Origin of the sequence: Litoribacter ruber (assembly GCF_018449405.1) — a bacterium.
Taxonomy (GTDB): Bacteria; Bacteroidota; Bacteroidia; order Cytophagales; family Cyclobacteriaceae; genus Litoribacter; species Litoribacter ruber.
Window position 1 is genome coordinate 913,608 of sequence record NZ_JAHCMY010000001.1, and the last position, 25,137, is coordinate 938,744.

The window sequence follows — 25,137 nt, forward strand, 5'->3', positions numbered from 1 at the left end:
ATGAGTACATTCAAGAACAACGTATTATTTGCAGCCATTATCCTATTGGCATTTGCCTGCTCCACCGATAAGGAGAAATCCTTTGACGGGGAAGTGGTGATCAGCGGGAGCTTTCAGAATCAGCCCGAAGGAGCTTTGATTTTGTCTCAATACAAGGATAATTCCAAGGAAACAATCGACTCTATAGCGGTTGGCAGTGACGGGAAATTCGAATATACGTTGTCTTTGGATGGTCCAGGGTTCTATGACCTGAATCTGATGAACCGTCAAAATATTCGTTTGGCGCTTTACAATGAGGATGTGGAGATCAAGCATGATTTCAACTCCAGTGAAAAACCAGACATTAGTGGATCAACTGATACCGACCAGCTGAAAAAAATCGACCGCCTGACTGAAGAATATCAGGAGGAAGTCAATCAGTTGAACTCCCAGTACTATGAGGCCATGAATGCCAACAACCAGGAACGGATCAAGGAAATCCAGGAAAAAGCCATGGGACTTGAGGGTCGGCAGAGTGAAAAGGTAAAGGCGGCTATTCAGGATATGGATGGGAGTTTTGCTTCACTGGCTGCAATCGGGATGATCAACCCAAGAAGCGATTTTCAGTTTTTGGACAGTGTGGTCAATGATCTTGACCAGCGATACCCCAATACGCGGATGATTACCACGCTTAAATCCCAATTGGATGACATGCGAGCCCTTTCAATAGGACAGCCTGCCCCAGAGATTTCACTTCCTAATCCCGAGGGCCAGACGGTGAATTTATCCGATTTGAGAGGTAATTACGTGCTAATTGATTTTTGGGCTGCTTGGTGTAAGCCTTGTAGAGAGGAGAATCCTAATGTGGTGAGATTGTACAATAAGTACAATGAAAAGGGTTTTGAGGTATTTGGGGTGTCTTTGGATAGAACCAGAGAGGCATGGCTGAGAGGTATCAAAGAGGACGGCTTGCCCTGGACTCAGGTTTCGGACCTTCAATATTTTAATTCTGAAGCAGCCTCCCTCTATCAAATCAATGCAATTCCAGCCACTTATTTGATCGATCCGGACGGAAATATCATAGCCAAAGACCTCCGTGGACCTAGCTTGGAGAACAAGCTGAGCGAGCTCTTTGATTAATACAACTAGTTATTGAACACCTAAGCCTTTCTTTAAAATAAGAGAGGCTTTTTTCGTTATTACTTAAGAACTTAGACCAATACTTAAAATATGTTAAGAGGTGTAAAAATAATTATATCAACACCTTTTTTTATCGATTTATTCCTTGCAATATTGCATCGAAATCTAAGCACATCTGCCGACTGCAAACAAACTTCCAAAAATGGATTATTTCCAGATATGGAATGGTTTTTGCAAAAGGTGGGACAACGAAAAAAACAATTTAAACAATCCCTCTAAATCAAACATGAAAAAAAGAACTGCAAAATCCCCTTTGAGCAGGTTAATGACCCTAGCTCTATTTTGCCTATTAGCAATGGGTGCTTGTAAAAGTAAGAAAAAAGTGACTGAGGCGGCTCCTGAACCGCAGCCAGTAGAAGAGCCGGCTCCAGCTCCTGCACCAGCCCAGCCAAGTGCTGAAGAGGAAGCTGTAAGTAAGCTTGAAAACTACTTCAACTCAATTGCTAATTCTTCAAACGTAAACAGTGCTAATTCATCTATTCAAGAAGCCCTTTCTATGTTTGCAAATCAGCAGACCCCAGTATTGATTGTGATCTATGAGGAAAACGGTATGAAGGATTATGATGAGCCTACCACCATCGAAAAGTATCTCAACTACTTAAAAGACACCAAGAAGAACCTCAACTTCATCAGTGACGTACGTGTGGACAACAACGGTAGAGTGACTGAATTAGAATTACGTCGTAGACGATAAATAATCCCAACCCTTATAAAAAATAGAATCTTACAAAATGAAAAAATACTTCCCTTCATTTATCCTAATGTTTTTGCTGACTTCAGCAGTAGCCGTTGCTCAGTCTAACGACATTAGCCCTCAGAGAAAACAAGCCATAGATTCATTGGCATTGGAAAAAGTAAAGGATCTTAGCAAGTACATCAGCATCATCGGAAGCAAAGAGACGCAGTTTTCTGAAGCTAACCGTGTAATGGATAGAGCTGAAGAGCTTTTTGCTCCAGGTGCTGAAATGGGTGTTTCATCTATCAACACCAAAGAAGTGGCTTACTACAAAGTGAGAAGATACTTCGAAAGGTTGATGGCATTGAACTATGATAGGGTAAATATCAGTTGGTATGATATCCATTACATCAGTGACTTGGAAAGACAGCCTGACGGTAGATTCGTAGGTGTAGTTACCGTGTACCAAAGATTTGAAGGTACATCTCAAGAAGCTGGTCTAAACTATAGAGATACCACCAAAAAAGACATCACCATCTATGTGGAAAGAAAATCCACTCAGGTTGCGGGTAGAACGATCGAGTTCTGGGACGTAATGCTAGGTGATATTCGTGTGACTGAAACTACCTCATGAGAAAAACAATCTTATTAGTACTATTAGTTATTTCATCCATTCAGTTTGCGCCGGGGCAGGGTTTGTACTCCCCCGGCCAACCTGCGGATGATGGCAGATTTGCCGCCTCAACCAAACAAGTAAACCAATTTTTTAGAAGGTTTAATGCTGAAGAAAGCCAGGATGGCAAAAAGCGGTATTACTCCAATGACGCTGAGTACAGAAGTACCGATCTCCGCAAAAAATTCCTCGATATTCTATTTGACAATGAGACTTCCAGCATTGAAGCTGAACTGAAGAAAGAATTTGTCGTGGATGTAATCAATGAAGAGCAGCCTAAATACCTTGATTTTCATCAGGGGGAATGGTTTGCCGAGGTACAAACCACCTTCAAATACCAGGGCAAGTCCGAGAATGTGACTTTGTTCATGAAGCTCCAGCCTGAAGGCTTGGGTTACGAGTGGGTAATTGAACGGGTAGGTTTTGAACCATTCAAAAAATATTTCGACAAGGACACTGGTTCCAAGAAGCAGTTCCTTCACCCGTTAAGCCATGAATTGGATTTTATGAATCTGAGAAGGGCTTTTCAAGAAAACCCTAAGCCGGAATCGTATACGCCTACCGATTATGAGCCGGATTATTTGACATTGTTTCTTTATGAAATCAAAAAAGGTCATTTCAAATTTGAGAATGTGACCGACCTGAAGTTTCATTTTTTCCAAATTGACAACTGGTACTTTGAACTCGCCCAGTTCAACAGGCCTGGTTTCAATACAGGGTGGCTGATTTCCAATCTTGTAAAGCTTCAAGAAGGGGATGAAGATGCCGTATTAAAGTACATCTATGATCAGAAATAAGGTAATTTGCTTAGTAATTGCCTTCTGTGGACCCTTAGCGGCAGTGATTGCACAAGAAATGGGTACCTATACCAAGCAGGAGGTAAAGGAGTTTTCATCCAAAGCTGAAGATCAGGTGAAATTCCTGGAGTATTTCCTCAACACAGTTGGAAATAGGGAAACCTCTGCTCGTGACAAAGACGTCATGATCAGGGAGAGCTTTGTCAAAATCTTCAGAGATGGTAAAGTTCAGGTTGAGGACGATCTTTTGCTGGACAGAAAGGTAATTACCAATAAGGATGTGACGGCCTACCTGAAAGACGTGGACTTTTTTTTCCGCCACGCCAATTTCAAATTCAACATCAAGGAGGTTAAACCTTTTCTCAGGGATAATGAGGAATTGTCTTTTATTGTGACCTTGGACCGAATTCTTTCCGCGGAGGGAATTGAAGGTGAAAAAATTGAGAATACCAAACCTAGATTTATTGAGATTAATCTTGATCCCAAATCCAATGATCTCAAGATAGTAAGTATGTATACCACCAAATTGAGCCGTGATAAAGAATTGGCTGAATGGTGGGAAAGCCTTTCTTATGAATGGAGGTCTTATTTCGAAGAGAACTTTGGTATAGCCGAAGGTGATTCGGTGGGGATGGATGTGATCACCAAAATGAGCTCAATTGATAGCATTGACCTATCGGGTAGAGAGCGGATTTTTGATCTGACTCCTATTTATGCCCTGCGTGATCTCAAATACATTAATTTGAGCAACACCAATATTGAGGATTTGGGACCTGTTTCCCACGTGACTTATCTTAAGCATCTGGATATATCGAATACCCCGACTGAGGATATTCAGTTTATCAAATATTCAGAAGCGTTGGAATACTTGGATATTTCCAATACTAAAGTTTACGATATCGAAGTGCTAAGTGTGCTGAGAAATCTTAAAACGCTAAAAGTCGCCAATACTCCAATCCGTAGCTTTGGCGTATTGAACAACTTTAGCAACCTAGAGGAGCTTGATCTGACCGAGAGTGGGTTCAACAATATGGAAAGCATTAATGAGCTTAAAAACCTTCGAAGGTTGAACCTCACGGGCAACTATTTGATCAATTATGAATACGTGTCTGAGCTTTCCAATCTGGAGTATATCAAGCTGGAGGAGACAAATATTCTGGACTTGACGCCTCTGGCTGACTTGGAAAACCTAAGAACAGTAAACATCAATAGGACTGAGGTAAGCAGCTTGTCTCCCTTGGATCAGAAAAAGTCTCTGCAGCGGGTTTATGCTGATAGAAGCAGTATTTCTGAGAAAAATGCCGACGAGTTTACCAGAAGAAATAGAAGTGTGCTTCTTATCCATAATGTGGAGAATCTACAAAGCTGGTGGAGCACCCTTCCTGAGGGCTGGAGAGAGGTTCTTTTGAAAAACTACCCCGGTTTGTCGGACAATCCTTCAGTAGAGGACCTTTCCAGCTTGGTGGGTAGTGACAATTTAGACCTTTCCAACAGTCAGATTGTGAATCTTCGACCAGTGATTAAATTCAAAAAGATCACGGAATTGGATCTTTCAAACACTAAGGTTCATGATTTAAGTCCTTTGGCAGAGGTGAAAACCTTGGAAAAGCTTGTGGCCAACAGTTCTGCAGTGACGAGCGTAGAGGCTTTGGAGAATCTGAATGGGTTAACAATCGTTGAACTCAAAGAAACACCAATCAAATCTATCAAATCTCTGAATTTCTTAAAGAACCTTGATTTTGTGGATGTAGATAAAACAGAGGTGCCTAAGTGGGAGGTTGAAAATCTTTTACAAATAAATCCGCAAACCAACATAGTTTTCCGCTCTGAAGAGTTGAATACCTGGTGGAGAGGTTTGGAAGGCGTTTGGAAGAGTGTCTTCAAGGATCAATTCGGGATTGGAGAGAACCCATCAACCCGCGAACTGCATAAGTTTACTGCTAGCACAACTGTGAAAATCTCAGGCGAAAGGATCAGTGATCTGGAGCCTCTGACGGCTTTTATCAACTTAAAGGAGCTTGAGATCAGAGATGTGCCTTTGCAGGATATCAGTGCACTGAGTAGAATGGAACGCTTGCAGAAAATTAGCATTACGCAGGCCCCAGTGATGTCCGTGGCGCCATTGGTGAATTTGTTCGAGTTGGAAGAGTTGAACCTTTCTAACACGGGGGTTGAGGACCTGAGGCCGTTGGCAAAGTTGACCAAGTTGAAAGAGTTGAACCTATCAGGTACCAATATCAAAAGACTTAATGGATTGGATAACCTTTATGACTTGAGAAGTTTGGATATAGCCAATACCAACGCAAGGACTTTGAAACCAGTAATGGGATTGAGAAATTTGGAAGAGCTTAAATGCTTTAATACTAGAATTAACAGAAGACAGGTGGAGCAGTTTCAGCGTGCCAATCCTGATACCGATGTCAGATATTATTGATTTGAATATCAATGCAGTAATATAAGTTTAAAAGCTCCGGGAATTATTTCTCGGAGCTTTTAGTTTTTAATGCTTATCTAAAACAGATTTCTTCAAAATTAGTAGAAGAACTTTTTTAGAATTATTTTGCGACAAAACTGTGATTCTAACTAAATAAAAGGAATGATTTTACTCAGTGACTTAAATTTTTCTTTACCGTTAAGCAATCCGGTACTGATTTTTTCGATCATTCTATTCATTATTCTCTTTGCGCCTCTTTTGCTCAATAAGCTGAAAATACCTCAGCTAATAGGCTTGATCATCGCTGGAGCAATCATCGGCCCATATGGATTTAATCTGCTGGAGCGGGATAGCAGTGTTGTTCTTTTCGGAACTGTTGGATTATTGTATATAATGTTTTTGGCTGGGTTGGAAATTGACTTGGCAGACTTTAAGAAAAACAGCTCCAAAAGTATCGTATTTGGGCTTTTTACTTTTCTAATACCGATGAGCTTGGGGATCTTGGCGGGGTTGTATGTTCTTAATTTCAATATCATGACCTCCGTGCTGCTTGCCAGTATGTTTGCCTCCCACACCCTCATCGCTTATCCTATCATTAGTAAGATGGGGATTACCAAAAACAAGGCGGTAAATATCACCGTAGGAGGGACCATGATTACCGATACCTTGGCCCTATTGGTATTAGCAGTGATTGCCGGAATGGCAACAGGGGAGCTAAATAATGAATTCTGGATCCGACTGATCATATCAGTTATTGTTTTTGCCCTAATCGTCACATTGGGATTTCCTTTGGTGGGGAGATGGTTTTTTAAAAAGAATGAGGACAACATCAGCCAATACATATTTGTGTTGGGACTTGTGTTCATGGGTGCTTTCTTGGCGGAAGCGGCCGGGATAGAAGCCATTATCGGAGCCTTCTTGGCGGGGCTTGCCTTGAATAGACTTATACCGCATACCTCTCCGTTGATGAACCGGATTGAATTTGTGGGGAATGCGCTCTTTATTCCTTTTTTCCTGATAGGAGTAGGGATGCTCATTGATTACAGCGTATTTTTCAATGATACGGAAACCATCATTGTTGCGGTGACCATGACCGTAGTGGCTACCCTGTCGAAGTATTTAGCAGCTACCCTGACTCAAAAGACCTTCAAGTTCAGTACAGCCCAGCGGGATATTATTTTTGGCTTAAGTAATGCCCAGGCAGCGGCAACTCTTGCGGCTGTATTAGTAGGCTATGAGATAAAAATTGGCGTGGCTCCTGATGGGACTGAAATTAGGCTATTGAATGAGGCCATTCTGAACGGCACCATCTTGATGATCTTGGTGACCTGTACCATCGCCTCCTTTGTGGCTCAACGTGGCGCTACTAAGATTGCGATCCAGGAAAATCAAGGCAAGAAAGATGAAGAGGAGGAGGATGAAGAGGCCAAGGAAAAAATACTTATCCCAATTAATTATCCGGAAAATATTGAAGAGTTGATAAATCTTGGGGTGACGGTGAAATCCCAATCAGCAAAGAATAACCTGTTGGCATTGAATATTATTCCTACAGATTCAACAGATGAAAGCCTGGAGAAAAATGCCAAAAAGCTATTGGAAAAGGCCAGTGTTTTGGCCGCTGCTACGGATAATATTCTGACGGAATTAATCCGTTATGATTCCAACATTGTGAATGGAATAACTAATGTGGTAAAGGAAAACAAGGTTTCTGATATTATTCTTGGCTTGCACAAGCAGGGTGGGATTTCGGATTCTTTCTTGGGTAATCTGACCGAGGGGATTTTGAGCAAGTGTAACGCGACTACGCTAATCTATCGAAATGCCCAGCCGATCAATACCATCCAAAGGCACATCATAGTAGTGCCTATAAATGCTGAAAAGGAAATGGGTTTTCCCTTTTGGCTACTTAGGGTATGGAACATAGGGAGGAATACTGGCGCCAAGTTGGTCTTTTATGCTTCTGCAGCAACCCTTGAGTTTATAAGACAGGTAAATAAGAACCACCCAATAGAAGCAGAATTTGTTGAATTCAGTGAATGGGAGGACTTTTTGATCATTTCTAGGGATATGAAAGCCAATGATGCTTTGCTTATTATTATGAGTAGAAAAACAGGTATTTCTTATAACCAGGTCATGGGTAAAATGCCGAAATACCTGAATAACTACTTCAACAAGAATAATTACATCTTGGTCTTCCCGATGCAATTTGGTTTTGATCAGAAAAACATGTCGGATTATTCGGGAACGACTTTATTTAATCCTCTTCTCAATAACATGGAGAAGTTTGATGATTTGGGTAAAACCTTGTCAAAGCTGTTTAAGAAAAAGTAGGGGTATTATATTATTTATAATGCTTGTAACTTCATAGAGGACCTCTTTTAGTATGTGTGACGGAAGACCGAAGACAGATCAAAAAGAAAGGCTTGTGTGTAACACAAGCCTTTCTTTTTGATAAATTTTACCTACATGATTAATTTTTTTGAAAGGAGGTAAGCATCCAGTGGTGAAGCTCAATGCTTTTGATGAATGCTACCAGCATATCTTCTGTGGCTAGATCGCCTAAATCTCCGACGCTTTCGGCACAGTCATTCATGTTTTCAGCTAAGATTTCGAAATCCTTAAGCACTTCATTTACCATTTCAGCAGAAGAGAGATCAGTTCCGACTTCTTTGATGTCAGAATTTTCCAAATAGTCGGTAATAAGGCTATAAGGTGTATAACCAAATACCCTGATTCTTTCCGCAATCAGGTCAATGTTTTCCATGGCCTCGTCATAAAGCTCTTCGAATTTCTCATGCAGGTCGAAGAAGTCGCCTCCAGTGACATTCCAGTGGAAGTTTCGCAGCTTCTGATAATGCACATGATAATTAGCCAAAAGCTTGTTGAGGGATTTAACGATTTTGTCTGTCTCGCTTTGTTTGTAGCCGAGTTTTTTAAACACTCGCTTATCTTTATTACTCATGGTTATTTTTATTGGTTTTTGGTTTCGTCGCTAGGCGGAATGTTCTTGAATACCATGTCCAGTGAAATGGTTTCTGCCGAACTGTCTAGCATTTTACTTACATGTTTGGAAATCAAAATAGGGGTATTTAGGCACTCCTTTTCTTTCTGAAGTATATTCAGCAGATCTTTTTCTTGCACATCTTTTCCCTCTATCTGCTCTCTGAAATAGGCCGATTCCCGGTCGAAAAGATCTATAATTCTCACCTCCAACTTGTTGGCAAGTTCAGAAATCTGGGTAGGAGTCATATCGTTTTGATACACATCCAGCTCGTTGATTACATGTTGGTGGAGAGATTTGACATAGGCTAAGGTCTCCCTGTCACCCATTTTGTTGCTGTTGTATAGAAACTTGATTTCATTTCCTTCTACTTCGAACATATGGTGATGTTGTTAAAAATTAGTGGATAAATAATATTGCATTGCAACCCATTTGAGGACTTCAACAGGCTAAAATGTCCATAAATTATGCCAAGGTTGCCCTGTTTCTATTACTTAAACATGGATAGGAGGAGAATGTTTTTACAGGATTTCTTTATTTAGTGATTACCTGCTGCAGATTTAATCGCAGTATTTGGCCCATTTTGGTACACTTTAAAAAATCATCATTTTTATGATGTCTGGCTAAGTCTTTTTTAAGCGAATTGATGTTTTCAGGAGTGGAAATATTATCCTCTTCCATGGCCAAAAGAATGTCTTCAATTTCCGTTGGCGCAGTTTTCAGGCGGTTGGCGATCAAAGCCCGCTCTTCCCGCTGGTATTGGACCATGGATTCTGAGGTGATGTGCTTGATGCCTAGCTGGATTAAGGGGTTGTTTTGTTTGAAATACTGGGGGAGATAAATGCTCTTTTTCCCTTCATAAGACTGTTGGTCAAAATCTATAGCTCTGATCCTGTAATGGATCTCCTCAAAATCAGGTGTGATGTCCACCACAAAATTGCTGGAATGCATATCACCCAACAAACGCACAAAGCACCTCTCATTGAATTTTACAAACTCTTTCGCTAAACGAATAGGATTTAAAAGGCTACTGTTGATGTATTGGCGCATGAACATTTCCCCGGGAATCCCGGCGATATGCTCTTCAATCAGTGTGTCGCGATAGACAAGGTAATTGATCCTGTTGGGGCTGAGTAAATGCTCTAGCTCCAAACCGTAAACCCTGCTGGCATCAGCATTTTTTATATAAAAGTAATCGAAATTGTCGTTGATTTTATTGACAATCCGTACCCGGAAAGGCTGCGTATTACCATAGATACATAAGTCGACCCGATCTACATAAAGGTGTTCCATCACACCCATGTCGCCTTCAGCCTTGAGCAGTGAATAGATTTTCTTTAAGTTAAAGTATATTTCATTTCTGTCAGACTCATCAAAAAAGACCGTCTCCCAAAGTGTGTCATTGCCTTTGTAATCATACAGGGCAATTGAACTGGTATAGCGCAGCAATTCCTTATAGTGTATCGGAATATCCACCTCCCGGCCATATTTGACCAAATAATTCCTCAAAATGCCATTGATAGGGTAGATAATTTTCTTTTTGCTGATTAGCGCCATAGGGTGTGCTTAGGCTTTTTGTCCTTCCAGATAATGATATTCTTTTTTCAACTTTCTGTCAAATAGAAAGGGCCCGAATGGTAATACGGAAACCACCAGTCCCCAAAAGGTCTTCGCATAAGACCACTGAAGTTTTTTACTTGTTGGAAAAATAATATAAATGTACAGGACAAATAATGCGCCATGTGCCCAGCCCACATAGGTAACTGCCAAAGGCATATCCATGGTGTATTTGAGAGGCATGGCTATAAACAACAGCACCAAGAATGATATTCCCTCAGCTATACTTATAAATCTAAACCGATTGAGTACTTTTAGTTTTTCGCTAGGGGTCATATTATTTGTTGATTTGAAATAAAGATTGGAGGCTGGTCCAAAGCTGCTTTTTCAAGGCCACATTCTCGGAAATGTCCTTAAGATCATCCGCAAACAAAATCTCAAAACTTGGTTGGGTAATGATGTATTTGCTCTTTTTGTGTTCAAATATGGGGTGATGAATCAAGCCAAAGACGATTATTTTATTGGGATTGAGGACATCTATACAAGACTCAGGCATGTTTTCAATGTTGTCAGCGCCTATCAATGCAATGTCTTTGAGTGAACAGTTTACCGCTCCGAGGATTTTCAACAAAAATTCCTGAAGACTGCTTTCAAGTTCATGTCCCTCATGAATGACAACTATTCCTTTTTGGAATTGCCCCTTGACTTGGGCAAGGATGTCCTCAATCTGGATCTCCGCCACATTGCCATTTTCTTGTACTAATTCTTTCTGATGGGGAATCAGCGCATCATTGTTCTTGAATTTTTGGGAAAGGGAGATCTTTTGTAGCTCCTCTGGTATGATTACCATTTCCTCGGTAATGAATAGGCTTAGGCTGCTTAGGTTCAATTCATCCATACGGCTAATTTGCCTAAAAATTGGGCTTTAAGCAATTATTAGGAAGGATAAAAATTGGGGGAAATAATGGAAAAGCTTCGCGTAGTTTAAATGAAGTTTGACAGAGGACCGTCTTCACAAAAAAAAGAAAGCGGAAGGCGGTAAGGGGGTTATCCTTTACAGCCTCCCGCTGTATGCCAAAGTAGGTTGTATTATTTGTCTTTCTTGGCAGTTTTGTCAGGCTCGTCAAAATTAAAGATTGACTTGAGCTCTACTGCGTCGTTTGGACTCATTCTTTTGGCCAAAACTAATCTTAACTGGCGTCGACGAAGTGCACCTGCGTACAACTCCTCTTCCTCTGGATTGGAAGGCTTTACTGAAGGAACCTCGATAGGTCTTCCGTTTTGGTCTACTGCCACGAAGGTGAAAAATGCGCGGTGAGTTTTGACCTTTTTGTTTGCAGGAATATCTTCCGCCCACACTTCGATAAACACCTCCATGGAAGAGTTGAAGGAGCGGGTGACTTGAGCCTTCAATGTAACCACGTTGCCCAGGGCAATGGGGTGCTGAAAAGAAATGCTGTCCGCAGCTGCAGTTACCACGATCCTGTTGGAGTGTTTTTGGGCAGCAATGGCGGCTACAATATCCATCCAATGCATCAGTCTTCCACCCATGAGGTTATTTAAAGGATTGGTGTCGTTTGGTAGCACCAATTCGGTCATGACCACTTCTGATTCGCTTACTAATTTCTGCTTTACCATAAAAACTTTATTTAATGTAAAAATAAGAAATTAAATTTTTACATCATGAAAAACCCATTATAAAATCAGAATTTTATTTTGAAGGCTTCCATCCTTCATCACCCAAAAGCGGTACGAAGGCAAAATTATCGTATTCCTCCTGCATGATTTCGGTAGGGGAAACCTTGGTGAGTTTTAGCATTTTCTGGGAGTTGCGGTCCCCCACTGGAATGACCAAGATGCCATTTACATTCAGCTGTTCAAGCAGGGAATGGGGCACCACGGGGGCGCCTGCGGTAACGATGATCTTGTCGAAAGGGGCTTGGGCTGGAAGTCCTTTGGAACCGTCACCTTGGTAAAAGTTGATGTTTATGCCAAGGCGGGGCAAGAACTTTTTGGTGCGTTCATAAAGCTTTGGCTGATACTCTATGGAATGAACCTCAGCGCCCAAGAGAAAAAGAACTGCTGCCTGATAACCTGAGCCCGTTCCTATTTCCAGGATTTTATCGCCCTGCTTGACTTCCAAAAGCTCAGTCTGAAAGGCCACGGTGTAGGGCTGGCTGATCGTCTGCCCCTCACCAATTGGAAACGCCTTGTCCTCATAGGCATGGGAATGCAGTGCGCTTTCGAAGAAAAAGTGCCTTGGGATGGCATTAATCACATTCAAGACGCCCTCGTCCGTGATTCCCTTTTTTCTCAACAGGTTTACTAATTCCCTTCTTTGGCCTTTGTGGCGATAGGTGTCCTCAAGTCTAATCATTAACTATTATGTTTCTAAAAGTGGTATTTTTGCAAAGTTACGGCTTTAAATGGCTTAATTTGAATTACAGTCGCAAGATATCATTTTGCAGCTGAGTATTTGCATTTTAAAAATCAGCAAAGATGTTTACAGGAATTATTGAAGCTTTAGGAGAAATAAAAAACATTGAAAAAGAAGGGACTAATGTACATTTTACCCTTGCCGCCTCACTTGCCCCTGAGCTCAAGATCGATCAGTCCGTCGCCCATAATGGGGTTTGCCTGACAGTAGTAAAGACTGATGGGGTGAATTATACTGTGACTGCGATAGATGAGACGCTGCAAAAGACCAACCTTGGTGATTGGTCGATTGGGCAAAAGGTCAATTTGGAAAGGTGCATGGCTGCCGATGGACGCTTTGATGGCCATATTGTACAGGGCCATGTGGACCAAGTCGGTGAAGTGGAAAACATAAGCGAAAAGGATGGTAGTTGGGTTTTTGATTTCGGCTTCGATCCCGGTAAAAGTAACGTCACGGTTGAAAAGGGTTCCATCACCATCAATGGCACCAGTCTAACCTGTTTTAACTCCAAGAACGGGAAATTTTCTGTAGCCATAATTCCCTACACATATGAGCACACCAATTTTCACCAGCTCAAGATAGGTGACAAGGTCAATTTGGAGTTTGATGTAATTGGAAAGTATATCCAGCGGATTATTCGCGGATATGATAATTAAGGGGCTTTGGTGAAATAGTTTTTGAGGAATACAGCAACTAACCAAGATAAGACGGCTCCGACAATTCCCACTATTGCCCCTACAATGATATCTCCAGGGTAATGGACTCCCAAATAAACCCGGGTAAAGGCATACATGGCAGCCCAGAGGAACAGCCAGCCAACCCAGTTTCTTTTACCCCAGAAAACTAGGGTGAAATAAGTGGCTACGGCAAAGGCATTGGAGGAATGTGAGGAGACAAATCCAAACATTCCCCCGCAGCCTCCATAATTATTGATATCGTCCAGCCAGCGTTCGTCATGACAGGGGCGAAGCCTGCCAAAGTAGGGTTTCATCAAGGCAGAGGCCACTTGGTCGGCAAAAAGTATGGCCAGGCCAATTCCCATCAAGAACCAAAAGGATTGCTTCCCGTAGTCTTTGAATACAAAATATAGGATAAAAAGATAAAGCGGGATCCAGATGACTGAGCCGGTAAAGGTCAGCATGACAGGATCCAGCCAATCTGCTCGAAGGGCATTCAGCTGCAAAAACAGCTTTTCATCAAGTTCTATCAGTTTTTCAAGCACCTTTGGAGTCAAGTATATGTATCCAGTCTATTTCCTTTTGAAGATGCTTTAAAGTAAACTCCTCTTTGGACCCTACCTCCGGTTGATGCATATATTCCCAATTGGCCATGGGAGGCATGCTCATTAGGATGCTTTCCGTTCTCCCATTGGTGTCAAGCCCGAATTTTGTGCCCGCATCCCACACGAGGTTAAACTCAACATAGCGGCCTCGTCTGAGTGCCTGCCATTTTTGGTTTTCTTCTGTGAAGGGTAGTTGGGCATTTTTGGCCATGTAGTGGCGGTAGATTTTTGGGAAAAGATAGCCCACTTCTTTTACGAAGAAAAAAAGCTTTTCGAAAGGCATCTCCTCATCAGCTTTCAACCTATCAAAGAAAATCCCCCCAATACCCCGTGTTTCATTTCTATGTTTGATAAAGAAATAATCGTCAGCCCATTTTTTAAATTTGGGGTAATAGTCCTGATGGTATTGGTCACAGAGGTCCTTCAGGGATTGATGAAAAAATTGGGCATCCTCCAAATTCACATAATGCGGCGTCAGATCAATACCTCCACCAAACCAGTAGACTCCATTTGACATCTCAAAATAGCGGATATTCATATGGATGATCGGTATCATGGGACTTTTGGGGTGGATCACGATTGAGACGCCCGTGGCAAAAAAGTCCGCTTGGTCCAATTTGAGTTTGGCCAAAATCTTTTCCGGGGTAGGGCCGCTTACCGCTGAAAAGGCCACGCCTCCTTTTTCGATGATATTCCCATCCTGGATAATGCGGGTTCTGCCGCCGCCGCCTTCAGGCCTGTCCCATTGATCCTCTTTGAAGACAGCCTTGCCGTCTCCAAGTTCTAACTCTTTGCATATGTAATCTTGAATGGACTGGAAGTCCCTGGAAATTTCTTCCTTGCTGATGCGCATATCGTTTTGGTTATTACACCACAAAATTAAAAAATCAAAAAGGATATCCTATCCCAATGTTAAATACTGCCTGTCCTCGCTCTCCAAGTGGCCTGGCGAGAGATATCTTATCCAACACAAACCGCTCACCCTCCGGCTGGGCGGGGTCGAGGGCTTTGACCCCCATATCCAATCTCAGCACGAGAAAATCAAAATCCATACGCAGACCAACTCCAGTACCCACTGCGATTTCCTTATAAAACTCAGTGGCCCTAAACTGCGCACCTTCTCTAGTGGGGTCTGGCAAGAATGTCCAGATATTACCCGCATCTATGAAGAAAGCCCCGTCGAAATATCCGAAGAGCTTCCTGCGGTACTCAAACATGGTTTCAAACACAATTTCTCCAGGTTGCTCAAATCGATAGTCAAATGTTCCGTCCTCTCTCAGTTGAGGGGTGAACGAACCGGGTCCTAATCGACGGGGCTGCCAAGCCCGGTTGCTAGTGCTACCTCCGGCGAAGAAGTATTTTTCATAAGGAAGTACCCCATTGCTAATGCCATATGGTCGCGCCAAGCCTAGATTTGCTCTGTAGGCAAAAGTGCTCTGGTTATTTATGGGAATATACCTGCGCCAATCGAGTTGGACTTTCAGAAATTGGAAATAGGCTAGGGAGCGGTTGTCAAAGAATTCATCGGAGAGAAAATTATAGGTTGTTCCCCCGCTTTCTCCAAAAATCCTCAACAAGGAGGCGTTTCTTTTTCCAAAGAGGCCATATTCATTGAAATTGATAATTGCCTGTCCTGAAACGCTGCTGACGTAGGATGAGAGAAAGGAATTGATCAGGTTGTTTCCCTGGCCTTGAAGTTCCTCAAGTCGGGTCTGAAATGCCGGGTTGAGGTTTGAGCGGATGAAGTTAGCATCCAATAAATTGAGTGTAAACTGCTGCCTCAAATCCCGGGTGGCCCAATTGTAAGCAAAAATGGTGTTTAAGGCCTCTCTGACATATTCAGGCCGATTTACATAATTATAACCGAAGAGTACTCTTGTTCGCGGGTTATACCGGCCAAATTGGTTCAATGCCCAGGTGTTGAAAGGAAAAAGAAACTGGGGGAATATGATGGACGCGGAGGTGTTAAGCTCCCTACTACGATACACACCTCCCTCTGCTGTGGCTGAGGCAACTCCTTCCAAACCTGCCCTGAAATTCAATTCAAAGATCTCCAAACCACCAAAAAGATTCCTGTTCCTCAGCGAATGGCTGACAAACGGGCCAGGCAACTGCTCCGTCACACTGGCTCCCAATTGGTTTATCACTTGATATTTTTGACTGGGGCTGGTAAATATCTTGGTGTGTATTTTATTTCCCAGAGTGTCAAAGCTGATGTTCACAAACCTGAAAACATCCAGATTGGCCAGCTGCCTTTGGGTTTCTAATACATCTCGACGGTTATAGACTTTGCCCTCATTGATGAAAATCCTGGAATTCAAAATTCTCTCGGCATATCGATCCCGATAGAAAATGAACTTCTTGTTGTCAAATTCCGACTCCACCTGCCTGTCACGGATCACGTCATTGGGCGAAGAGATGCGGAAGGTGACAGAGTCAACTTTATAGACGCGGTGCTGCTCATCATAAACCGGTTTACGGATAATTTGCTCCACCTGCACATGTTTTTCTACCGTGTCCTTATAAATGTTGTATTCAATATAGGATTTTGAAAATGTGTAATATCCATTCTCTTTGAGCAAATCCTCCACTCGCTGCCTTTCTCTGCTGATGTTGGACTGGATGTAACGTTGATTTGGGCTGATTAGAGAACTTCTATTTGACCTTTGGAGGAGTTCGTAAATGTGACTGTCATCAGACCGTGTAAAGACAGAATCGATCAGGTATTCATCGTGTTCATTTATTTCATAAGTAATGAAGGCCTTACGTTTTTCCCGTCTTACGGAGGAAGTCACTTCCGCGTCGAAAAAACCATTATTGACTAGGTAGTAATTGATTTGCCTTTCGGTTTCAAAGGTTTTGATGCTGTCATAGATCACTCTAGGACTCCCTGTACGCATAAACCAATTTCCGTATTCAAGCTTTCTTTCCAGATTGGAAATTTGGGAGTTGACTTTGATGTATCGTCTGCGCAGTTTTCGCTGATTGGGGTCTTTTTGAAGGGTGGTTTCAAGCAACTCCCTTTCTGCCTCAAATTCGTTTTTCCGTTCGGCTAACTTTGCGCTGTCATAGGTGACCATCCCCATATCGTGAAAAAACACACCGGGGGAGAAATTTGTCAACGGGATGCGGGTGTTGGGTTTTTGGGCGATGAGGTTGCGGATGGCCTCACCATCAGCTTTTTGGATGCCTTTTACTTCATTATTATAAACTAAATACTGTCCCCTCTCCAGGCCTTTAGTCAAACTACAGGCCGTGGTTACGATTAGGAACAGAAGAAAGTTTATATATTTGAAGTAATTCACGCTATAGATATCCCAAATGCTCAGCAAAAATACGGTTAAGTTTATTAAATCCTTGCAACAGAAGAAATTCAGGAAGCAAGAAAACTCTTTTTTCGTAGAAGGTGCCAAAAATGTAACGGAATTATTGCGTTCCGAATATGAAATTACCCATTTGCTTTTTACAAAATCCTTTGAGCAAGAGAATATTAGCCTGATTAAGAGATGTGGGGCCGAAAAATTTGAAGTAACACCCAAAGTGTTGGAAAGTGCGGGTTCTTTTCAGAGCAATGACGCCGCGCTCGCTGTCGCTAAAATCAAAGAAAACCGTCCCTTGAAACTCGAAAGTTCTGAACTGATTTTAGCTTTGGATGATGTAAGAGACCCAGGGAATTTGGGAACGATCATTCGAATTGCCGATTGGTACGGATTGAAGAAAATCATTTGCAGCCCTCAATGCGCTGATATCTATAACCCCAAAGTGTTGAACTCCAGTATGGGATCTTTTACCAGAATGGATTATTACTATACCGATCTTGAGCTTTTTCTTCAAGATTGTGGCAAACCCATTTTTGGGACTTTTTTGGGAGGGGACAACATCTACGATTCAGATCTGCCCGCTGATGGGGTGATAGTGATGGGTAATGAATCAAAGGGGATATCACCTGAGGTCGAAAAACTGGTCACCCATAAACTTACCATTCCCCAATTTGGGCAGGCGGAATCATTGAATGTAGCCATTGCAACAGCTGTCATTTGCGACAACTTCCGAAGGGCCCAATGGAAATAATCAGTTGAAAAACGAGGTGTCGGAGGAGGCTTCGTCCATCATTCTTTGCGCAGTATCTTTGCCTAGGTATCTGTCGATCACACTATGGCCAAGATATAGCATCGGTGTAAGCATCACAGCCACGACGAATTTGTAAATGTAATTCATGATCCCCACAGAGATCACCTGAGGCCAAGTCCAATCCCCAAAGACATAAAAGGCGATAATTAATACCACAAAAGAGTCAAAGAATTGGGAAACCACCGTGGAGCCAGTAGCTCTAAGCCATATTTTGCTTGGGCCGGTGATGGCACGCAGTTTTTGAAATACAAATACATCAATAAGTTGCCCCAAGAGAAAGGCTATCAGCGAGCCGGCAATGATCCCAAGCCCCTGTCTGAATATGGTGTTAAAAGCAAAGTCAATGTTAAAAGCGTTTCCTGCATCATCCACTGGGGTTACCGTTAGCCAAAATGGGGCGGGGGGCAGTCCGGTAACCACCGTTATGACGATGAAAATGTAGGCAATGAAAAAGGCAGTCAGAAAACTGATTTTTCTTACCCCTTTTTTGCCAAAATATTCATTGATAATATCTGTGGTTACAAAAACCACTGGCCAAATAATGGCACCGGCCGTGAGGTTAAAGTCCAAAACATAATCCCCGAAAAACGTCCAGCCGGCCGGGGAGAGCCCTATGGATTTTTCGGCAGAAAAAATCTTTACCCCGATGATTTCGGCTAGGATTGCATTGGTTAGAAAAATCCCTGCTAGGATAATGAAAAGGTTGGTCTTTTTTGACTGGAACTTTTGATCGGTTAATACGGCTTCCATTCTTCCAAAATGTGGGTTTTTCCTTCAATGCTTAATTCGGTATTGGGAAATACTTCTTGAGCTTCCATGAGGAGCCCATCCAGTTCTTTGTATCTTACAGAATAATGACCCAAGAGTAATTTTTTTGCATTAGCCTGTTTGGCTATGCTTGCCGCCTGGGAGGCGGTAGAGTGGAAAGTTTCATGTGCTCTTTCCTTTTCACTTTCCATAAAGGTGGATTCATGGTAAAGTAAATCCACACTTTCAAAATTCGGAATCAAATCTGGATCATAGATGGTGTCGGCGCTATAGGCATAAGACCGCGTATGTGCAGGGGGATAGGTGAAATCTTCCAAGCTGTACAGAAGCTCGCCGCTTTCTTCATCAAACACATCCCGGCCTGCTTTCAGATTATTGATAGCCTCAAGGTTCAACTTATGCTTGAAAAGCATTTCTTTTCTAAGATTGCGAGGTTTGGGCTTTTCTGCGAAAAAAAATCCAGTACAGGGCACCCTGTGTTTGGTTGGAAAGCTGTAAACCTCGAAAAACTTGTGGTCGATGAGTTTAGTTTTCTCTTTAGGGTTTATCAGGACAAAATTGAGCGGATAATTGAGTTTGATGTTGCCATACTTCAATTGCACGGTGATGATTTCATCCAGACCTTTTGGACCAAAAACGGTAAGCGGCTTGGTTCTCTTATTGAGGTGGAAAGTGGAAAGGATTCCCATCAAGCCAAGGTAATGGTCGCCATGGAGATGGGAAATCAGGATATATTCGATTCTGGAGGTTTTAACCCCAAATTTCCGAAATTGGATCTGGGTGCCTTCACCGCAGTCCACTAAAACAGAAACCCTCCCAATAGTAACTATTTGGGAGGTTTGGTTTCGGTCGTGGGCCGGTGCGGCAGAATTAGAGCCTAAAATGGTAACATGGAAATCCAATTCTATTCTTCCTCGTCAGAAGTGTTTTTGATTTCATGGATAAAGATTGCCTCAGCTGCTTCCTCATGACTGTCAGCCACGTTCAACACTTTGTCAAGCATTGAGATTTTGATCAATTTCATTACGTGCTCCTGAGGGTTGCTGATCACGAAAATGCCGCCATCTTCATTGAAAGCCCTATTACCAACCAACAAGGCACTCAATCCACTTGAATCCGCGTATTTTACCTCGCTCATGTCCAAAATCATATTTCGGTAGCCCTCAGCATGTACCGTAAGCAATTCTGATTTCAAGACAGGACTCAGAGCAGAGTCAAGTTTTTCTTCGTGTGGGGTGAAAACTACGTATTGCTCTTTTTTATCAACTGAATATTTCATAGTAGTGTAAATATTAGAGACCTTGGGTGGCCTGTTATATATGGTTTAAAATTGCTTTTTCAATCCTTTCTGTCAGATTCTCGGCAGGAGCCTTCACAAACTTTTCTCCGGTAATCTTTTCAAAAAGCTCAATATATCTTTCGGATATTTCCTGGACTTTATCTTCCGACATAAATGGTGTTTTTTGATCCTCCTTACCTTGGAAGCCATTGGCGATCAGCCATTGGCGTACAAATTCCTTTGAAAGCTGCTTTTGAGGCAAATTTGCCTGCTGGTTTTTTTCATAGCTATCGGAATAAAAATACCGGGAAGAGTCTGGGGTGTGGATTTCATCGATCAAAAAGATTTCACCCTTGTATTTTCCGAACTCATATTTAGTATCTACCAAAATCAGGCCTTTTTTTGCAGCCAGCTCGGTTCCTCTTTCAAATAGGGCCCGAGTATATTTTTCCAAAAGTACGTAGTCCTGCTCACTGACGATTTTTTGGGCCAAGATTTCTTCCCTGGAAATATCCTCATCATGCCCCTTGTCCGCTTTGGTGGTAGGAGTAATGATGGGCTCGGGAAGCTTATCATTTTCCTTCAACCCGTTTGGCAACAATACACCACAAATTTCTCTTTTTCCATCTCGGTATTCTCTCCAAGCATGTCCCGCCAAATAGCCTCTAATGACCATCTCAACTTTGAAAGGCTCACATTTTTTACCAAAAGTCACATTGGGATCTAATTGGGCAGTCACCCAATTTGGGACAATGTCTTTGGTAGCTTCAAGTGATTTTGCTGCAATCTGATTTAAAACCTGGCCCTTGTAAGGAATCGGTTTAGGTAAGACCACATCAAAGGCTGAAATCCTGTCGGTTGCTACTACGGCAATGGAATCTTCAAAGATGTAAACATCCCTCACTTTGCCTCTATAGAAATCTTTCTGGCCTGGAAAGTTGAAATTTGTCTCTTTTATCGCGGAATTCATCCTAATTGGGTTAATTAAATAATGTTTTCTTGGAGCAACCCACTCTTTTAAAATACAGCGAGAGGGATGGAGCCTTAAGCGTAAACAAAAATATAAAAAGCAGAAGGATTACACGGTTAATCTGCCGATTTTTCTCCCATATTATATTCTTCCTCCTTGACGATATTTTCATCTTCATCAAAATATTGCCAGGTGCCATGCTTTCTGTTGGCTTTAAACTCACCTTTTACGGCTACATTCCCATTAGGAAAATACTTTTCAAAGGCGCCTTCCTTCCAGTTGCCCATGTAGGAGGTACTGCTTTCTTTTTCTCCTGTAGGGAAATAGGCAATCTCTTCCCCTGTCTGCTTCCCGTTTCGGAAGCGTCTTTCCAAGATTAGATTACCATCTTCATCAAACCTTTGGTACTTTCCTTCGCGTCTGCCATTGACGTATGCGGTTTCTTCCTGAAGTTTTCCGGAAGGATAGTAGGTGTTTTCTTTTCCGTGGATTCTACCTTCTCTAAATGGGGTTTCCTTTTTCAATTTGCCGTCCTCATAAAAATTTTTGGCCAGAATAGGGTCTCCATATTTGTCGTGGGTAGTCACAGCCATTTTTTGTCCTGAAGGATAATAGGCCAGGATTTCACCATCAATTTGACCGCGTTTGAACTTGGTGCTTCGGGAAAGTTTTCCATTATCGTAAAACTCCTTGAACTGCCCGTGGGGTTGGCCCCTTCTATAAGCTCCTTCCCGCTGTTTTTGGCCATTTTCGAAGTAAGTGACAAATTCACCATCCTTTACACCTTGGCGGTGAGAAATAACAGAGGCCACTTTTCCTGACGGGAAGTAGGTTTTTACATCCCCCTCGAGCTCTCCGTTTTTATAAAACGCTTCTTCTTCTACTTTGCCGTCGGGGAAAAACGAAATTAGCTTGCCTTCCAACTGACCCAGCTCATAAGTAGCTTCTTCCTGAAGTTCTCCAGTGGGGTGGTAGGTCAATGATTTTCCGTGGGGATAATTTCTTGAAAATTCGGCTACTGACTGTAAAGTACCGTCTTCATAATAAGTCTTTACTTCTCCTTCAATGATGTCGGATTGGTAGGTGGTGGTTTGGGAAACCTGTCCATTTTTATAAAAAGTGTGTGATTCACCTTCCTTGAGGCCATCTTCATACTTGATTATGCGCAAAGTGTCTTCCGTACCTGGGTGAAAATCCACAAATGCGCCAATCTTTTTCCCCTCTTTAAAAACTCCCTTTTGTGCCAATGAGCCATCATCATAGTAGAGGGTATACTTGCCCTCTGGTTGGTTGTTGACTTTATTGTAGACTTCTCTTACCTGAGTTTGGCCTGGATCATAATAGGTCCTGACAGGCTCCTGTGCCTGGCTTTCAAAGGCCAGTGGGGAAATCAAAGATAAACAACCTAGTAAGAAAGGTGCCTTTTTCATAGGATAAGCAAAGAGATATTGGGCAGCCTAAAGCTGCCCAATAAGAAATTACATTTTTTCAATTACAATAGCAGAAGCACCGCCGCCGCCATTACAGATACCGGCAACACCGATTTTGCCGTTTTTCTGATGCAATACGCTGTTGAGGGTAGCGATGATTCTTGCTCCGGAGGCTCCTAGTGGGTGACCCAAAGAGACTGCGCCTCCGAATATATTCAACTTGTCATTGTCCAAGTTTAGTTCTTTTTGGTTGGCAATTGCTACAGCTGAAAATGCCTCGTTGATTTCATAATAATCAACGTCTGCTTCCGTGATGCCAGCATTTTTGATTGCCTTTGGAATAGCCAGTGCCGGAGCCGTGGTAAACCACAACGGGTCCTGAGCAGCATCAGCAAAGCCAAGGATTTTTGCGATTGGCTTCAATCCCAACTCTTCAGCTTTTTCCTTGCTCATTAAGATAATCGCAGAAGCTCCATCATTCATGGTGGAAGCGTTGGCTGCCGTTACAGTTCCTTCCTTGTCAAAAACCGGACGCAAGGAGGGGATTTTTTCGAACATGACATTCTTGAATTCTTCATCCTCATCTATTACAGAGGTCTCACCTTTTCGGCCTTTTATTTCTACTGGAACTACCTCATCTTTGAAAGCACCAGCTTCCCAAGAAGCAGCACTTCTTTTATATGACTGGATGGCATAATTGTCTTGGTCTTCGCGGGAGATGTTCATTTCCTTGGCCGTATGCTCTGCACAATTGCCCATCGGGAATTGATTGTAGACTTCAAATAGGCCGTCTTTTACCAAACCGTCAACCATTTCAGCATTTCCGTATTTGTAACCGAATCTTGCCTTTGGTATATAATAAGGTACGTTTGACATACTTTCCATACCCCCGGCTACGACTACATCGTTTTGACCAGTCATGATGCTTTGCGCACCAAACATTACGGCTTTCATACCTGAAGCACAAACCTTATTTACAATGGTACATGGCACGTTTGTGCCGATTCCGGCTCCCAAAGCGGCCTGTCGAGCAGGTGCCTGACCCAGGTTGGCCGAAATTACGTTACCCATCAATACTTCTTGAACTTCTTTTGGGTCGAGGCCGACTTTTGCCAAGGCGCCTTTGATCGCGATACTGCCTAGTTCAACAGCCGTCAAAGAGCTAAGTTTACCTCCAAAACTTCCCAGGGGAGTTCTTACCGCTGCTATGATATATACTTCTTTCATTTGGGTTTATATATTTATAGTTAACAAAATTTATTTTACCATTCTGGCAATCCACGGTTGGTTTTTTGCGTGGGTTTCCTGCGATTTTGTTGAATATGACGCATTTCAGCGTTATTCATCGCATCTAAAATTTGGGCGGCCTGCTGTGGTGTGATATTCATATCCTGAAGCCTTTCCTGCATCTGCTGCATTTGCTTTTCCCGTTCACTGAGGTCACTTTCTTGATCGGAAAGTTCATCTGATGGCTGTTCTTGCTGGGACTTTTCGCCCTGCCTTTCTTCAGATTTTTCGCTTTCCACATCAGCATCTTCATCGGTTTGTTCATCTCCTTCACCTTGCTTCTGGTCCTGAGAGTCCTGCTGGTTTTCCTGATCCTGATTTTGGCCGTCCTGCTGGTCCTGTTGATCTTGTTGCTGCTGTTGCTCTTCTTCGTCCTCTTGGTTAAGCTTGTCTAAAAGCGCCTGCATTTTGCGATCACCGGGAAAACGGGAGAGACCCTCTGCCAGTGTTTGGCCGGTGCTTTCCCGATCAGCATTGACATACTGCTTGGCAGCGCGGTTGAAATAATCGGCTGCCGACTGGGCGCTGGCCATGTGGGTTAGCCCAAATGCCAGCAAACAAACAAATAAGAATTTATTGATTGTTGATTTCATTTACTTCATCTAAATATTGCATAAAATCTTGGTAGTAGGCCACCGTTTCATCAATCTGAAGTGCACGCTCCATGATATTTTGGGCTTCTGCAAAGTTGAATGAGTCCACCATCTTGTCAGCCTCTGCCTTCATACGTTTGGCATAATTGGAAGGTTTAAGCTGATCCTCGTCGGGCTGTTCGTCTTGCTCTTCCTGGTCCTCATTTTGAGCCAGCCATCGGGCAAGCATTTCGTAATTGTGCCTGGCAGTTTCGTTTTCCGGATTGCGGACAAGGGCTGCCCTGAAAGCCTGAAGTGCTTCTTTAAAATCCTTTTCCCTCCCAGCAATGGTGCCGTTTTGATTGGAGGCCATAGATGCGATTAACCTGTTTCTGCTCTCAGTTAGTTCCTGAAAACCCCGTTGGGCTTCCTCCTCCTGTCCATTGAACTGAAAACTCAGATTAAGGTTAAAATTGGCCTCAGGGGAATTGACATTGAAATCGTTTTTCAGAGCCAAATGTTCTCTAACCGCTGTTTCGTAATCAGTTTTTTTGTAGGCAGTTTCTGCGCGGTTGAGGGCTTTGTTTCGCAAGGCAATTTCCTTCCAGGTAGCTGGAATAATTAACAAAACGACAAATATGAAAGATAAAACCTGATTCATTCC

Annotated in this window: 26 protein-coding genes; 8 read left to right on the forward strand and 18 right to left on the reverse strand. The window is 42.5% G+C overall.

The window, feature by feature from the left end; genetic code table 11:
• The 6 genes from KI659_RS03885 (at position 1) to KI659_RS03910 (ending at position 8,090) form a co-directional block, all read left to right on the forward strand.
• Positions 1 to 1,119, forward strand: coding sequence for a TlpA disulfide reductase family protein (locus KI659_RS03885; RefSeq protein ID WP_213944015.1), 1,119 nt, complete (start codon positions 1 to 3; stop codon positions 1,117 to 1,119).
• A gap of 286 nt (positions 1,120 to 1,405) precedes the next feature.
• Positions 1,406 to 1,873 (forward strand): nucleoid-structuring protein H-NS, encoded by a 468-nt coding sequence (locus KI659_RS03890; protein WP_213944016.1) that lies wholly within the window; start codon positions 1,406 to 1,408, stop codon positions 1,871 to 1,873.
• A gap of 37 nt (positions 1,874 to 1,910) precedes the next feature.
• Positions 1,911 to 2,489: a hypothetical protein gene (locus KI659_RS03895; protein WP_213944017.1), complete on the forward strand. Its 579-nt coding sequence runs from the start codon at positions 1,911 to 1,913 to the stop codon at positions 2,487 to 2,489.
• A complete protein-coding gene (locus KI659_RS03900; RefSeq protein WP_213944018.1) occupies positions 2,486 to 3,325 on the forward strand; it encodes a hypothetical protein in 840 nt (279 codons plus the stop codon). Before KI659_RS03895 ends, KI659_RS03900 begins: the two co-directional genes overlap by 4 nt.
• Entirely contained in the window at positions 3,312 to 5,759 is a 2,448-nt protein-coding gene (locus tag KI659_RS03905) for a leucine-rich repeat domain-containing protein (RefSeq protein ID WP_213944019.1), read from the forward strand. Before KI659_RS03900 ends, KI659_RS03905 begins: the two co-directional genes overlap by 14 nt.
• 162 nt (positions 5,760 to 5,921) lie before the next feature.
• Positions 5,922 to 8,090, forward strand: a complete 2,169-nt coding sequence (locus KI659_RS03910; RefSeq protein ID WP_213944020.1) for a cation:proton antiporter — start codon at positions 5,922 to 5,924, stop codon at positions 8,088 to 8,090.
• Positions 8,091 to 8,229: 139 nt separating this feature from the next.
• Here KI659_RS03910 and KI659_RS03915 read toward each other — a convergent pair whose 3' ends face one another.
• From KI659_RS03915 to KI659_RS03945, 7 genes are all read right to left on the reverse strand, one after another.
• On the reverse strand, positions 8,230 to 8,721 hold the full coding sequence (locus KI659_RS03915) for a Dps family protein (RefSeq protein WP_213944021.1): 492 nt from the start codon (positions 8,719 to 8,721) through the stop codon (positions 8,230 to 8,232).
• 8 nt (positions 8,722 to 8,729) lie between these two features.
• Positions 8,730 to 9,140: a thioredoxin domain-containing protein gene (locus KI659_RS03920; RefSeq protein WP_213944022.1), complete on the reverse strand. Its 411-nt coding sequence runs from the start codon at positions 9,138 to 9,140 to the stop codon at positions 8,730 to 8,732.
• 154 nt (positions 9,141 to 9,294) lie between these two features.
• Complete coding sequence (locus KI659_RS03925; protein WP_213944023.1) at positions 9,295 to 10,317, reverse strand: hypothetical protein; 1,023 nt, start codon at positions 10,315 to 10,317, stop codon at positions 9,295 to 9,297.
• A 9-nt stretch (positions 10,318 to 10,326) separates the two neighbouring features.
• Positions 10,327 to 10,653, reverse strand: a complete 327-nt coding sequence (locus tag KI659_RS03930) for a DUF3817 domain-containing protein (RefSeq protein WP_213944024.1) — start codon at positions 10,651 to 10,653, stop codon at positions 10,327 to 10,329.
• Between the two features lies 1 nt (position 10,654).
• Positions 10,655 to 11,215 carry a hypothetical protein gene (locus KI659_RS03935; protein WP_213944025.1) on the reverse strand — a complete coding sequence of 187 codons (561 nt, stop codon included), beginning with the start codon at positions 11,213 to 11,215 and terminating at the stop codon, positions 10,655 to 10,657.
• 191 nt (positions 11,216 to 11,406) lie between these two features.
• Positions 11,407 to 11,955 (reverse strand): acyl-CoA thioesterase, encoded by a 549-nt coding sequence (locus tag KI659_RS03940; protein ID WP_213944026.1) that lies wholly within the window; start codon positions 11,953 to 11,955, stop codon positions 11,407 to 11,409.
• Positions 11,956 to 12,028: 73 nt separating this feature from the next.
• Positions 12,029 to 12,694 carry a protein-L-isoaspartate(D-aspartate) O-methyltransferase gene (locus KI659_RS03945; protein WP_213944027.1) on the reverse strand — a complete coding sequence of 222 codons (666 nt, stop codon included), beginning with the start codon at positions 12,692 to 12,694 and terminating at the stop codon, positions 12,029 to 12,031.
• 122 nt (positions 12,695 to 12,816) lie between these two features.
• Between KI659_RS03945 and KI659_RS03950 the strand changes: the two genes are divergently transcribed.
• A complete protein-coding gene (locus KI659_RS03950) occupies positions 12,817 to 13,410 on the forward strand; it encodes a riboflavin synthase (RefSeq protein ID WP_213944028.1) in 594 nt (197 codons plus the stop codon).
• On the opposite strand, the gene KI659_RS03955 is transcribed toward KI659_RS03950, so the two are convergent.
• Genes KI659_RS03955 through tamL form a run of 3 tightly spaced genes read right to left on the reverse strand, consistent with a single transcriptional unit; the run spans position 13,407 to position 17,368 of the window.
• Positions 13,407 to 13,976: a phosphatase PAP2 family protein gene (locus tag KI659_RS03955; protein WP_213944029.1), complete on the reverse strand. Its 570-nt coding sequence runs from the start codon at positions 13,974 to 13,976 to the stop codon at positions 13,407 to 13,409. The two genes, KI659_RS03950 and KI659_RS03955, sit on opposite strands and share 4 nt — an antisense overlap.
• Positions 13,969 to 14,889 carry an oxygen-dependent coproporphyrinogen oxidase gene (gene hemF, locus KI659_RS03960; RefSeq protein ID WP_213944030.1) on the reverse strand — a complete coding sequence of 307 codons (921 nt, stop codon included), beginning with the start codon at positions 14,887 to 14,889 and terminating at the stop codon, positions 13,969 to 13,971. The genes KI659_RS03955 and hemF overlap by 8 nt, the downstream gene beginning before the upstream one ends.
• 34 nt (positions 14,890 to 14,923) lie before the next feature.
• Positions 14,924 to 17,368: a translocation and assembly module lipoprotein TamL gene (gene tamL / locus KI659_RS03965; RefSeq protein WP_394370080.1), complete on the reverse strand. Its 2,445-nt coding sequence runs from the start codon at positions 17,366 to 17,368 to the stop codon at positions 14,924 to 14,926.
• On the opposite strand from tamL, the gene KI659_RS03970 reads away from it, so the two are divergent.
• A complete protein-coding gene (locus KI659_RS03970) occupies positions 17,358 to 18,107 on the forward strand; it encodes a TrmH family RNA methyltransferase (RefSeq protein WP_213944031.1) in 750 nt (249 codons plus the stop codon). The genes tamL and KI659_RS03970 overlap by 11 nt on opposite strands.
• Here KI659_RS03970 and KI659_RS03975 read toward each other — a convergent pair whose 3' ends face one another.
• From KI659_RS03975 to KI659_RS04010, 8 genes are all read right to left on the reverse strand, one after another.
• Positions 18,108 to 18,917 (reverse strand): queuosine precursor transporter, encoded by an 810-nt coding sequence (locus KI659_RS03975; RefSeq protein ID WP_213944032.1) that lies wholly within the window; start codon positions 18,915 to 18,917, stop codon positions 18,108 to 18,110.
• Positions 18,902 to 19,837, reverse strand: a complete 936-nt coding sequence (locus KI659_RS03980; RefSeq protein ID WP_213944033.1) for a ribonuclease Z — start codon at positions 19,835 to 19,837, stop codon at positions 18,902 to 18,904. The genes KI659_RS03975 and KI659_RS03980 overlap by 16 nt, the downstream gene beginning before the upstream one ends.
• Before the next feature lie 2 nt (positions 19,838 to 19,839).
• The gene (locus KI659_RS03985) at positions 19,840 to 20,214 is read right to left on the reverse strand and encodes an STAS domain-containing protein (RefSeq protein WP_213944034.1); all 375 of its coding nucleotides are present in this window, start codon (positions 20,212 to 20,214) and stop codon (positions 19,840 to 19,842) included.
• 34 nt (positions 20,215 to 20,248) lie between these two features.
• Positions 20,249 to 21,184: a phosphoribosylaminoimidazolesuccinocarboxamide synthase gene (locus KI659_RS03990; protein ID WP_213944035.1), complete on the reverse strand. Its 936-nt coding sequence runs from the start codon at positions 21,182 to 21,184 to the stop codon at positions 20,249 to 20,251.
• Positions 21,185 to 21,300: 116 nt separating this feature from the next.
• Entirely contained in the window at positions 21,301 to 22,614 is a 1,314-nt protein-coding gene (locus tag KI659_RS03995) for a toxin-antitoxin system YwqK family antitoxin (protein ID WP_213944036.1), read from the reverse strand.
• A 48-nt stretch (positions 22,615 to 22,662) separates the two neighbouring features.
• Positions 22,663 to 23,841 (reverse strand): acetyl-CoA C-acyltransferase, encoded by a 1,179-nt coding sequence (locus tag KI659_RS04000; protein WP_213944037.1) that lies wholly within the window; start codon positions 23,839 to 23,841, stop codon positions 22,663 to 22,665.
• 35 nt (positions 23,842 to 23,876) lie between these two features.
• Positions 23,877 to 24,494 (reverse strand): hypothetical protein, encoded by a 618-nt coding sequence (locus KI659_RS04005; RefSeq protein WP_213944038.1) that lies wholly within the window; start codon positions 24,492 to 24,494, stop codon positions 23,877 to 23,879.
• Positions 24,475 to 25,134 carry a hypothetical protein gene (locus tag KI659_RS04010; RefSeq protein WP_213944039.1) on the reverse strand — a complete coding sequence of 220 codons (660 nt, stop codon included), beginning with the start codon at positions 25,132 to 25,134 and terminating at the stop codon, positions 24,475 to 24,477. Before KI659_RS04010 ends, KI659_RS04005 begins: the two co-directional genes overlap by 20 nt.
• Positions 25,135 to 25,137: the final 3 nt, after the last annotated feature.